Annotated in this window: 1 pseudogene; it reads left to right on the plus strand. The window is 66.6% G+C overall.

The annotated features are described in order from the left end of the window. Window positions 1–56 precede the first annotated feature (56 nt). Window positions 57–14002: pseudogene (locus ACZ5M5_RS17950) on the plus strand (non-ribosomal peptide synthase/polyketide synthase). The last annotated feature ends 72 nt before the right edge of the window (window positions 14003–14074 follow it).

A 14074-nucleotide genomic window follows, 5' to 3' on the forward strand; every position in this document is an offset into this window, starting at 1 on the left:
GGTTCCTCCCGTCGCCCCGCCATCACCGTTGCCCCTTTTTACGCAGGACGCTTTCAATGACCACCGAAAAAACCACTGGCAACCCGATCGAAGACATTTACCCGCTGTCGCCGTTGCAACAAGGGATGCTGTTCCACTCCCTGCTGCACGAAGACTCCGGGGTGTACCTGATGCAGGATCGCTACCGCATCGGCGGGGCCATCGATGAAGGGGCGTTCCTCGAATCGTGGCGCCAGGTGGTGGCACTGCACCCTTCCCTGCGCGCCAGTTTCCAGTGGAAAAGCCAGAAGCAACCGGTGCAGGTGATCCATCGCCAGGTCAAGGTGCCGCTGGACACCCTCGACCTGCGCGGGCTCGCGCCCCATGAGCAGGAGGCGCGGATCCGCACGCTGCTGGAAGACGAGCAGAAAGTCGGCTTCAACCTGTCCAAGCCACCGCTGATTCGCTTCCGGCTGGTGCGCCTGGCCGACGAGTCCTACGAGTTCATTCGCAGCTTCCACCACATCCTGATGGACGCCTGGTGCATCTCCCTGGTGACCGTGGACTTCCTCAAAGTCTACGAAGCGCTGTGCAACGACCGCACGCCGGAACTGAAAAGCCCTCGGCCATTTCGCGATTACATCCAGTGGCTGCAACGCCAGGATGCGGGCAAGGCCGAGCAATTCTGGCGCGGCCAGTTGCAAGGCCTCAACGCCCCGACGTCACTGACCGTGGACAACGGCGTGAGCCGCGACCGCTACACCGATGCGGTGCTGGTGGACGACCAACTGATTCACCTCGACGCGCAGGAAACCCAGGCACTGGCGGCGTTCTGCCGCAGTCGCCGGATCACCCCGAACACGTTTTTCCAGGGGGTCTGGTCGTTGCTGCTGTCGCGCTACAGCGGGCAGCAGGACGTCGTCTTTGGTGTCACCGTGGCCGGCCGTCCGGCTGACCTGACCGGCGTTGCGGAAATGATCGGCCTGTTCATCAACACCTTGCCGCTGCGGGTTTCGGTGGATCCGAACGCCTCGCTCGGCAGTTGGCTGGGCGACCTGCAAAAACTCAACGTCGACATGCGCGACTTCGAGCACACACCGTTGACCGACATCCAGGGCTGGAGCGATTTCCCCCGGGGCGAGACCCTGTTCGACAGCATCCTGGTGTTCGAAAACGCCCCCATCGACGAACAGATCCTCGAAGGCGGTTTCCAGTTCAGCCTCGAAGGCATGGACCACAGCGTGCACACCCACTACGGCTTGACCGTGGTGATCCTGCCGGGCGAACAACTGGGCATCCGCGTGTCTTATGACCGCGAACGTTTCGAGGCCGCCACCGTGCAGCGCCTGCTGGGCCACATCGCCAGCCTGGTGCGCAGCATGCTCGTCGCCCCCGACGCGCCGCTGGCCAGCTTCGAACTGCTGGCGGCCGATGAACGTCAACAGTTGCTGGGCGAATGGGCGCTGAACCCCCACGACTTTGCGCTGGATCAAAGCTACGCCGAGCTGTTTGCCGCCCAGGTCGCCCTGCGCGGTGATCAGGTCGCCGCGACCTGCGCCGGTGAATCGCTGACCTACGCCGAGCTGGACCTGCGTTCCACGCGCCTGGCCCACGCCCTGCGCGAGGCCGGTGCCGGTGAAGACCAACTGGTCGCGCTGGTGGCGCCTCGTGGCCTGGCGCTGTTGACCATGATGCTGGCCGTGTTCAAGGCTGGCGCGGCGATGCTGCCCCTGGAGGTCAATCATCCGCCCGAGCGCCTGCGGGAAATCCTCGGGCTGTCCCGCGCGCCGTTGCTGATCGCCAGCGAAACCTGCGGCGGTCTGCTCGAGCCACTGCTCAGCGGCCTCGACCAGGCGCCCACGGCGCTGTTCGCCGAAGCCTGCTGGGCATCGGGCAACGACACGCCACTGCCGGTGCTCGCCCGCCCCGACAGCCTGGCCTACGTGCTGTTCACCTCGGGTTCGACCGGCACGCCAAAGGGCGTGATGATCGAACAGCGCGGCATGCTCAACAACATCTTCGGCAAGGTGCCGGCCCTGGGGCTCAGCGCCGCCGACCGCATTCCCCAGACCGCTTCGGTGGCGTTCGACATTTCGGTGTGGCAGTTCCTCGCCGCGCCGGTGCTCGGCGCCACCGTGCACATTCTTCCCGATGAAGTTGCCCACGACCCGCAACGCCTGTTGCAGGTGCTCGCCAGCGAGCGCCTGAACGTGCTGGAAATCGTCCCGAGCCTGATGCGCACCGTGCTCGCGTTATGCCCATGCGATTTGCAACTGCCGGACCTGCGCTGGGTATTGCCCACCGGTGAAGCCCTGCCGCCGACCGTGGCCCGGGACTGGTTCGCACGGTTCCCCGACATCGCCCTGATGAACGCCTACGGACCGGCCGAATGTGCCGACGACGTGGCCTTCCAGCCGATCTTCGCAGCCCCGGGGGCCGAGGTCAGCCACATGCCCATCGGCCAGCCGACCGCCAACAACCGTCTGTATGTGCTGGACGAAGCCCTGCGCCCGGTGCCGGTTGGCGTCGCCGGGGAAATCTGCGTCGGCGGCGTCGGCGTCGGTCGCGGCTACCTGCACGACCCGCAGCGCACCGCTGAGGCCTTTATCGAGCACCCTCAACTCGAAGGTCGCCTGTACCGCACTGGTGACCTGGGACGCTGGCGTGCAGACGGGGTGATCGAATACCTCGGCCGTCGCGACCAGCAGGTAAAACTGCGCGGGCACCGGATCGAACTGACGGAAATCGAACACCGTCTCGCCCAGCACCCGAACGTACGCGAAGCCGCCGTCCTGCTGCGGGAAAACACCGTCGGCGAAGCCTGGCTGGTGGCGTACTGGTCGGCCCATGACGAGACCCAGGGCAGTGACGGCCTGAGCGAACACCTGCGGGCGCAACTGCCGCCGTACATGGTGCCGGCGGCTTTCGTCGGCCTGGACAAACTGCCCCTGAACAATAACGGCAAGGTCGACCGCAAGGCCCTCGCCGCCCGCGAGCTGGACTGGCAGGCGGACGCCCAGGAGAGCATCGCCCCGCGCAACGCCCTGGAAACCACCGTGGCGTCCATCTGGGCCGAAGTCCTGGGGCGCGACACGGTCGGCGTGGAAGACAACTTCTTCACCCTCGGCGGGCACTCGCTGCTGGCGACCCAGATCGTGGCCCGCCTGCGCACCCAGTTCAAACTGGACCTGCCATTGCGGGTGCTGTTCGAACACCCCACCGTGTCCTTGCTGGCTACGGCCATCGACGCCCGCCAGGCCGAGGCCGCCGCACCGCAAGCCAACGCGCTCAGCGTGCCCAAGGCCCAACCACGCCCGACGCTGCTACCCCTGTCGTTCTCGCAACAGCGCCTGTGGTTCATCGAGCAACTGACGCCGGGCACCACCCTGTTCAACATCCCGTTCGCCCTGCACCTCAAGGGTGAACTCAATGTCCAGGCGCTGCACGCCAGCCTGAACGACCTGCTGGTGCGCCACGAAATCCTGCGCACCGGCATCCACAGCACCGACGGCGTGCCGTGCCAACGCATCAGCCCAGCGCTGGACATCGCGTTGCCCTTCGAAGACTTGTCGGGGCTGACCGCCACCGCCCGCGCCGGCGCGCAATTCAATGCCCTGCAAGACACCTTCGAGCAGCCGTTCGACCTGACCCGCCCACCGCTACTGCGTGCGCGCTTGCTGCGCCTGGCGCCGGGCGAGCACGTGCTCGGCATCGCCCTGCATCACCTGGTGTCGGACGCCTGGTCGGCCACCATCGCCCTGCGCGAGCTGGCCCTGGGTTATGAAGCCCGTTGCAACGGTACTCGCGCCGACCTGCCGGCCCTGCCGCTGCAATACGCCGACTTCGCCCTCTGGCAGCGCGAACACCTGCAAGGCGCCGAACTCAAGCGCCAACTCGACTACTGGACCACCACCCTGGACCGTCGCGACAGCGACGCCAGCCCGCTGCTGGCCTTGCCCACCGACCATCCACGGCCCTCGGTGCAAAGCTACCGCGCCGGGATCGTGCAGCGTGAACTCAGCGCCGACCTCAGCGGCCGGGTACAAGCCTTTGCCAGTCGTCTCGGCACCACACCGTTCACCGTCCTGTTCGCCGGTTTCGCCGTACTGATGCACCGCTTGAGCGGCGACGCCACGTTGCTGGTCGGCACCCCGGTCACCCACCGTGAACAACCGGGCACCGAAGGCCTGCTGGGTATTCTGTTGAACAACCTGGCGATCCGCGCCGACTTCGATCCACAAGCCGGCTTCAGCGCCCTGGTCAAGCAAGTGGCCGAACGCCTGCGCGATGGCCTGCTGCATCAAGACTTGCCGTTCGAGCAACTGGTGGACAGCCTGCAACTGCCGCGCAGCCTCAGCCATGCGCCGCTGTACCAGGTCATGGTCGCCCAGCAACTGGCCATGGAGTCGCGGTTGCGCTTCCCCGGGTTGGAATTCGAAGCGCTGGACACCCCGCTGCGCCACTCCGAATGCGACCTGGACCTGCACGTGCTGTGCCCGGCCAACGCGCCGATCCAACTGGAGTTGATGTTCGCCCTCGACCTGTTCGTCGCCGACAGCGCCCGCCAGACCCTCGCCCGCCTGGAACACCTGCTCGAACACATGCTCGCCGAGCCCCAGCGCCCGGTCGCCGCCTTGCCGCTGCTGATGGACGCGGAGTGGCAACGCACCGTGGTCGAGTGGAACCGTACCGAGATGGAGGTGCCAACGCACCTGACCTTCGCCCAGTTGTTCGAACAACAGGCCGAGCGCACCCCAGAGCGTGACGCCCTGTGTTTCGAAGGCCGCAGCCTGAGCTACGGCGAACTGAACCGTCGGGCCAACCAGGTGGCGCATTACCTGCGCAGCCAGGGCGTTGGCGCCAACCGCCCGGTGGCGCTGTGTGTCGAGCGTTCGCTGGAACTGCTGGTCGGCCTGCTGGGCATTCTCAAGTCCGGTGGCGCCTATGTGCCGCTGGACCCGACCTACCCGGTGGATCGCCTGGCGTACATGCTCGAGGACGCGCAACCGGCACTGTTCATAGGCCAGCAGGGCCTGTTGGAACAACTGGGCGCCGAGCTGCCCCGCTTGCGCCTGGACAGCGACGCGGCGCTGTTCGCCAACCAGCCGGACAGCAACCCGGCCCCGCTCGCCGGGCCGCAAGACCTGGCCTACATCATGTACACCTCCGGTTCGACCGGTAAGCCCAAGGGCACCCTGGTGACCAACGGTTCGGTGGTCAACCTGGCCTGGGCGCGTATCCATGGCTTGTATCGCCGCTACACCGACCAGCCGATGCGCACCAGCTTCAACTACTCGTTCGCCTTCGACAGTTCGGTGGCCGAGCTGATCCTGTTGCTCGACGGCCATAGCCTGTACCTGACCCCGGAGGACGTGCGCTACGACCCCGAGGCCCTGGCCGGTTTCTTCCGCGATACCCGCCTGGACGCCTTCGAGTGCACCCCGGCACAGCTCAAGGCCCTGCTCGAAAGCGACGGCGTTCGCCTTGGCGAGGTGTACCTGCCGCGCTTCGTGCTGTTCGGTGGCGATGCGGTGGACGCCCAACTGTGGCAACGCCTGCCATCGATTGCCGGCAGCCGCTTCTTCAACACCTACGGCCCGACCGAATGCACCGTGGATGCCACCGGTTGCGCGGTGGATGACTTCCCGCAGCGGCCGATCATCGGCCGGCCCATCGCCAACGTGCGCACCTACGTGCTCGATGCCTTCCTCAACCCGATGCCGGTGGGCGTCCCGGGGGAACTGCACATCGGCGGTGCCGGCGTGACCCTGGGCTACCTCAACCGTGCCGAACAGACCGCGAAGGTGTTCATCGAAGACCCGTTCTCGTCCCTGCCAGGCGCACGGATGTACAAGTCCGGCGACCTGGTGCGCTGGTTGCCCGACGGCCAGCTCGAATACCTGGGACGCATGGATCATCAAGTGAAGATCCGTGGCTTCCGTGTCGAGCTGGGGGAAATCGAAACCCTGATCGGCGCCCAACCGGGCGTACGCCAGGCCGTGGTGCTGGCCCGTGAAGACGTACCCGGTGACAAGCGCCTGGTGGCCTACGTGACGTGCGACCAGCAGGCCGACATCCATGCCTGGCGCAAAACCATTGGCGCCGTCCTGCCCGACTACATGGTGCCCTCGGCGTTCGTGCTGCTCGATGAGCTGCCGCTGACCGACAACGGCAAACTCAACCGCAAGGCCTTGCCGGCCCCGGATGTCCAAGCCGCGCCAGACGCCCTGGACCCGCCGCGCAGCGCCGCCGAACAGCAACTGGCCGCCCTGTGGGCCGAGTTGCTGAACGTGCCGTCGACGCAGATCGGCCGTGACAGCCATTTCTTCTACCTCGGCGGCCACTCGCTGCTGGCGGCGGCGCTGTTTGCCCGCCTGCGCCAACAGTTCGCCACTGTGCCGCCGCTGCGGGCGGTGTTCGAACACCCGACCCTCGACGCCTTGGCCGCGCTGCTGGGCGATCCCCTGCAAGCCCCGGCGGCGACCTTCGTTGCCGCGCCGCGTCCGGCGCGCCTGCCGCTGTCGTTCGAACAACAACGCTTGTGGTTCCTCGAACAACTGAGCGCCGGCGGTGGCGAGTACAACGTGGTCAGCGCCGTGCAACTGGACGGCGAACTCCATGTCCAGGCCCTGCAAACGGCCCTGAACAGTGTGGTCCAACGCCACGAGATCCTGCGCAGCCGCATCGTACGCGATACCGACGGTGAGTTGGTGTTGATCATCGAACCGAAGGTCGATCTCACCGTGCAGGTGACGGCCCTGCAGGCGACCAGCGACGAACAGTGGCAGCAACTGACCGACGCGGCGATCCACGCAGAAACCGGTCGCCGTTTCGACCTCGCCGCCGAAGTGCCGGTCCGGGCCACGCTGCTGCAACGCAGTGGCGGCGCCCAGTCGCTGCTGTTGCTCAGCGTGCACCACTGCGCCACCGATGACGCCTCCAGCCAGAACCTGCTGGAGGAACTGCGACAGTGCTACACCGCCCAGTGCCAAGGCACTCCGGTGGCACTGCCGGCGCTGGCGCTGCAATACCCCGATTACGCCCTCTGGCAGCGCGAGCCCGGCCAACAGACCGCGTTCAGCAGCCAACTGGAATACTGGCGCAACCAACTGGAGGACGGCGACTACCTGCTCGACCTGCCGACCGAACAGGGCCGTCCAAACCAGCTCGCCCCGGCGGCCGGCGCGGTGCAACTGCAATTGCCGCCCGTCCTGGTGGAACGTCTGCGGCAGTTCGCCCAGCAACGCGGTGCCACCCTGTTCATGCTCATGCTCGGTGCCGCGCAGTTGCTCTTGGGGCGCTACGCCAACCAGCGCGACGTGCGGGTCGGCAGCCCGGTGGCCCAGCGTCCATTCGCCGAGCTGCAACCGCTGATCGGCTGCTTCGTCAACACCGTGGTCATGCGCGCCGACCTGGATCCGGCCCTGGATTTCGAAGGTTTGCTCAACCAGGTGCGTAACCGTGTGCTGGATGCCCAACAGCATCAGGACGTGCCGTTCGACCAGGTCGTGGAGCACTTGAAGCCTTCGCGCAGCCTCGGCCAGACCCCGTTGTTCCAAGTGCTGTTCGCCATGCAGAACGCCGACGCGTCGAGCCAGCCATGGCCGCAGTTGCAGGTCAGCGAACGCGCGGTGACCGCCCAGGCCACCAAGTACGACCTGAATTGGGAAGTGCACGACGGCGAAGTGCTGTCGGTGTTGCTGGAATACCGCGCCGCGCTGTTCAGCGAAACCACGGCCCGGCGTTGGCTGGAACAATGGCAACAACTGCTGGAAGCCATGCTCGAGGCGCCACGCACCCGCCTCGGGGATTGGACACCGCTGCCGGCGGCCGAGCGTCATCGCCAACTGATCGAGTGGAACGCCACCGAACGTCATTACAACGGCCCGACCAACCTGCACACCGCCCTGAGCCAGCAAGCGGCCCTGAGCCCCAACGCCCCGGCGCTGGTGTTCGAAGGCCAGCGCCTGAGTTACGCCGAACTGGACCAACGGGCGCAAACCGTCGCCCGGGCCCTGCGCGCCGCTGGCGTGGGCAGCGACAGCATCGTGCCGGTGTGCATGGAGCGTTCGGTGGAAATGGTCGTGGCCTTGCTCGGCATCGTCCATGCCGGCGCCGCGTGGCTGCCGCTGGATCCGGAGTTGCCGGCCACGCGCCTGGCCTTCTTGATCGAAGACGCCGATGCCAAGGTCACCTTGACCCAGGCGCAATGGCTGTCGCGCCTGCCCGTCGGGCATGACGCCTGGACGCTGGAGGCGTTGCCAATCGCTGAAGTCGCAGAGCCGATCAGCGTCCAGGCCAACGACCTGGCCTACGTGCTCTACACCTCCGGTTCCACCGGCCAACCCAAGGGCGTGATGAACGAACACGGCGCCTTGATGAACCGCCTGCACTGGATGCAGGACGCCTTCCCGATTGGCCCGAACGACCGTGTGCTGCAAAAGACGCCGTACAGCTTCGACGTATCGGTGTGGGAGTTCTTCTGGCCGTTGATCACTGGCGCGACCCTGGTGGTCGCCCGTCCGGACGGTCATCGCGACCCGGCCTACCTCAGCCAGTTGATCCAGCAGGAACGGGTCACGACCTTGCACTTCGTACCGTCCATGCTGCGGGCCTTTGTCGAGGAACCGAGCCTGGTCGACTGCCACAGCTTGCGCCAGGTGTTCGCCAGTGGCGAAGCCTTGCCGGTGGACCTGGTGCGGCGCTTCATGGGCCAGCACCCGGCGGCGCTGGTCAACCTGTATGGCCCGACCGAAGCGGCCATCGACGTTTCGGTCTGGCGTTGCTCGGCGGACGATGTGATCGTGCCGATCGGCAAGCCCATCGCCAACCTGCGCTTGTACATCCTCGACGAAACCATGCAGCCGCTGCCGATTGGCAGCATCGGCGAGCTGTACATCGGCGGCGTCGGCGTGGCCCGTGGCTATTTGAAGCGCCCGGACCTGACCGAAGAACGCTTCCTCGCCAGCCCGTTCGTGGCCGGCGATCGCCTGTACCGCACCGGCGACCGCTGCCGCTTCCTGGCCGATGGCAACATCGAGTACCTGGGGCGTCTCGACCACCAGGTGAAGTTGCGTGGCCAGCGCATCGAGCTGGGGGAAATCGACGCTGCGCTGCTGGCCCAGGCCGGTATTCGCGACGCCGCCACCTTGTTGCTGGATCAGCGCCTGGTGAGTTTCTGGTGCGGTGACGCCGATGAGGCGACCCTGCGTGCCGACTTGAGCGACAGCCTGCCCGTGCACATGCAGCCAAGCGTTTTCGTGCAGCTCGACCGCCTGCCGCTCAACAGCAACGGCAAGCTCGACCGTAAGGCCCTGGCCGCCGCGCCGCTGCCACACAGCCAAAGCGACCAGCCGCGCACCGCGCCGCGCAATGCCACTGAAACCGTGCTCTGCGAACTGTTCAGCGAGGTGCTGGGCTGTTCAGACGTCGGTATCGAGGACCACTTCTTCCAACTCGGCGGCCACTCCTTGCTGGCCACCCGCCTGGTCAGCCGGGTCCGTGAGCGCCTGGGGGTGTCCCTGCCCTTGCCGCTGGTGTTCGCCCAACCGACAGTCGCGGCCTTGGCCGAGCATCTGCGGGCGGCCCTGCCCGATGAATCGATCAGCGTACAACCGCGCCCGGCGCAACTGCCCCTGGGCCTGGCCCAACGCCGGTTCTGGATGCTCAGCCGCCTGGTGCCGGAGTCCCGCGAATACCACATGCCGTTCGCCCTGACCTTGCGCGGCGAGCTGCAGGTCCAGATCCTGCGCGAGGCCTTTGAGCAGGTCAGCCAGCGCCACCTGGTGCTGCGCAGCCGGATTATCGACGTCGACGGCGAACCACAATTGCTGATCGACGACCACGGGCCGGCGCTCGCGGTCACGTGCGTTGCGACCCAGGACTGGGCCGCGACCTGTGCCAACGCCCAGGACGAACTGATGACGCCGTTCGACCTGGCCGCCGCCGCGCCTTGGCGTGCGCACCTGCTGCAACGCCAGGGCAGCGACGAAAACCTGTTGCTGGTATGCCTGCACCACAGCGCCACCGACGGTTGGGCCATGCAGTTGCTCATTGACGAACTGACCCAGGCCTACGCCGCCGGCCTCAGCGGGCAGTCGCCCGCGTGGACGCCGCTGGAGATCGACTACGTCGATTTCGCCCTGTGGCAACAGCACCCGGACACCCAGGCCCGGCGCCATGCCAGCCTGGACTACTGGAAAAACCACTTGGGCCAGGACGACTACCAGCTCGACCTGCCCATCGACCATCCACGTGGCGCCGAAGCCGATCGTCGCGCCCGGCAACTGAGCGTCCGCCTCGGCACCCAGCGTGCCGAAGCCATCCGACAGTTCGCCCGTCAGCGCGGCACGACCACCTACGTGGTGCTGGCCACGGCCCTGAGCGCGCTGCTGGCCCGCTACAGCGGCCAGCGGGAGATTCGCCTCGGCACCCCGGCGGACCAACGTGACCACGCCCAAACCCAGACATTGCTGGCCTGCCTGGTCAACACCCTGGTGCTCCGCAGCGACGTCGACCAACGGGCCCCGCCGAGCAATTGCTCGCCAGCCTCGAAGCCGACCTGCGTGCAGCCCAGGCCCATGCCGACCTGCCTTTCGCCACCCTGGTCGGTGCCATCGCGCAGAACCGCGACTTGAACCGCACGCCGCTGTTCCAGGTGCTGTTCTCCCTCAACTATGGGCGCGTCGACAGCAGCCAATGGCCGGGCCTGAACGTCGAAGAGCAGATGCTGCCGGCGATCGACGCCAAGTTTGAACAGAGCTGGGAAGTCCAGGATGACGGCAGCGACATGACGCTGGCGCTGGAATACCAATCGGCCTTGTACGACGAAGCGACGATGCAACGCTGGAGCGCGCAGTGGTGCGCGCTGCTCGACGCCCTGGTGGCAACCCCTGGGCGCACCCTGGTCGAGCTGTTCCCGCAACAGCAGGACCAACAGCAACTGGACCGCTGGAACGCCACCGAACGTCACTACAGCGGCCCGACCAACCTGCACACCGCCCTGAGCCAGCAAGCCGCCCTGAGCCCCAACGCCCCGGCGCTGGTGTTCGAAGGCCAGCGCCTGAGTTACGCCGAACTGGACCAACGGGCGCAAACCGTCGCCCGCGCCCTGCGCGCCGCTGGCGTGGGCAGCGACAGCATCGTGCCGGTGTGCATGGAGCGTTCGGTGGAAATGGTCGTGGCCTTGCTCGGCATCGTCCATGCCGGCGCCGCGTGGCTGCCGCTGGATCCGGAGTTGCCGGCCACGCGCCTGGCCTTCTTGATCGAGGACGCCGATGCCAAGGTCACCTTGACCCAGGCGCAGTGGCTGTCGCGCCTGCCCGTTGGGCATCAGGCTTGGACCCTCGACGCCTTGCCGCAAGCCTCTGCGTTCGAGCCAATCAGCGTTCAGGCCAACGACCTGGCCTATGTGCTCTACACCTCCGGTTCCACCGGCCAACCCAAGGGCGTGATGAACGAACACGGCGCCTTGATGAACCGCCTGCACTGGATGCAGGACGCCTTCCCGATTGGCCCGAACGACCGTGTGCTGCAAAAGACGCCGTACAGCTTCGACGTATCGGTGTGGGAGTTCTTCTGGCCGCTGATCACCGGCGCGACCCTGGTGGTCGCCCGTCCGGACGGTCATCGCGACCCGGCCTACCTCAGCCAGTTGATCCAGCAGGAACGGGTCACGACCTTGCACTTCGTACCGTCGATGCTGCGGGCCTTTGTCGAAGAGCCGAGCCTGGTCGACTGCCACAGCTTGCGCCAGGTGTTCGCCAGTGGCGAAGCCTTGCCGGTGGACCTGGTGCGGCGCTTCATGGGCCAGCACCCGGCGGCGCTGGTCAACCTGTATGGCCCGACCGAAGCGGCCATCGACGTTTCGGTCTGGCGTTGCTCGGCGGACGATGTGATCGTGCCGATCGGCAAGCCCATCGCCAACCTGCGCTTGTACATCCTCGACGAAACCATGCAACCGTTGCCGATTGGCAGCATCGGCGAGCTGTACATCGGCGGCGTCGGCGTGGCCCGTGGCTATTTGAAACGCCCGGACCTGACCGAAGAACGCTTCCTCGCCAGCCCGTTCGTGGCCGGTGATCGCCTGTACCGCACCGGCGACCGCTGCCGCTTCCTGGCCGATGGCAACATCGAGTACCTGGGCCGTCTCGACCACCAGGTGAAGTTGCGCGGCCAGCGCATCGAGCTGGGGGAAATCGACTCAGCCCTGCTGAACCTGCCGGCCATCACCGGCGCCTGCACCCTGGTCATCGACAACCGCCTGGTGGCGTTCTACAGCAGTAGCACCGCGCAGTCGGACCTCGACACCCAGCTCGCAGCCGAGCTGCCGGCCTACATGGTGCCGGCGGTGTGGGTGCACATCCCGGCGCTGCCCCTGAGCACCAACGGCAAGATCGACCGCAAGGCCCTGGCCGCCCTGCCCTTGCCAAACACCCAGAAAGACTACGCGGCACCGCGCAACGAACTGGAACGCCTGCTCTGCCAGTTGTTCGGCGAACTGCTCGGCGAAACCTTGACTGGCGGTCGCGAAGTCGGCACCTCGGACAGTTTCTTCGCCCTGGGCGGTGACTCGATTCTCGGCCTGAAACTGATCTCGCGCTTGCGTGAGCAGGGCTATTCGCTCACGCCACGGGACCTGTTCCGCTCGCCGACTCCGGCGGCCCTGGCCCATGTGACCACGGCGCTGCTGACCCAGGCCGAACAAGGCGACGTGACCGGGCCGATGCCGCTGATGCCGTTGCACCAGTGGTTCTTTGACCAGCAACAGGTCCAGGCCGCGCACTGGAACCAATCGGTGCTGGCCGACAGCGACCGTCGCCTGGAACCGGCCATCGTCCAAGCCACGCTGGATCGGCTGGTGGCCCACCACGACGCCCTGCGCCTGCGTTTCACCCACGTCGACGGCCAATGGCAGGCACACATCGCACCGGTGGCACCGGCCCAGTTGACCTGCTGCGAGCACCCGGAGCAATTGCTGCAAGTCGCGCAAAGCCTGGACCTGCAACACGGCCCACTGTTTGCCGCGGCCCTGCTGGAAGGCACACCGCAGCGCCTGTACCTGGTGGCCCATCACCTGGTGGTCGATGCGGTGTCCTGGACGCCGCTGCTGGAAGATTTCCAACAGCTGTATCCCGCCCTGGAACGTGACGAACAGCCGACGTTGCCGGCGAAAACCACCTCTTATCGTCAATGGGCCGAGCACCTGCAAGCCCATGCCGCCAAGGCTGCCGCCGAGCAGCGCTACTGGAGTGCCCAGGCCTCTGCGAACCCGCCGCCCATGGCCACGGTCGCCGAACGCCAGACCCTGTCGGCCCGCTGGGATGCCAGCCGCACGCACCAATGGCTGACCGAGTCCCACGCGGCTTACCGCACACAACCGGAGGAACTGCTGATCGCCGCCCTCGCCGCGACCCTGGCCGAGGTCGAACAGCGCAGTGACATCGTCGTGGACCTTGAACGCCACGGGCGTGATGCACCGTTTGCCGGGCTGGACGTCGGCCGCACCGTCGGCTGGTTCACCACTCTCTACCCACTGCGCGTGAGTGCCAGCGGCGCCGCGGGCGATCAGGTGCGCAACGCCAAGCAAGCCTTGCGTGATGTACCCGGCCAGGGCCTGGGCTACGGCTTGCTGCGCCAGCACGGCGAGTTGCCGGCCAGCCACGGCGATGTGCTGTTCAACTACCTGGGGCATGAGCAAACGCCAGCGGGCTGGTTGCGCGCCAGCAGCCTGACCCCGCCACCGGATGTGGCCCCGGTGAACCGAGTGACCCATGCCCGTGAAGTAGTGGCCTGGCTGGAGGACGGCGTGTTGCGTGTCGAGTGGCACAGCGTCACGCCGAACGCCGACAGCCATTTGCCTGCTCGCCTGCTGGAACGTTTGCAGGCACTGGTCGAACACTGCCTCGACCCACAGGCCGGTTCGCTGATGCCTGCGGACTTCCCGCTGGCCAAGGCGCTGAACCAGAAATCCCTGGACAAACTGCTGGGCAAACTCAAGACCAAACCCGATTCCCAAAGCTAGCGAGCGACGCGGCGCCCGCCCAGGTCTGCGGACCGGCGCGGCGCCTTGATCGACGCTCACTCGAGTTTTCAA

It is taken from the genome of Pseudomonas sp. Van50 (assembly GCF_055390755.1).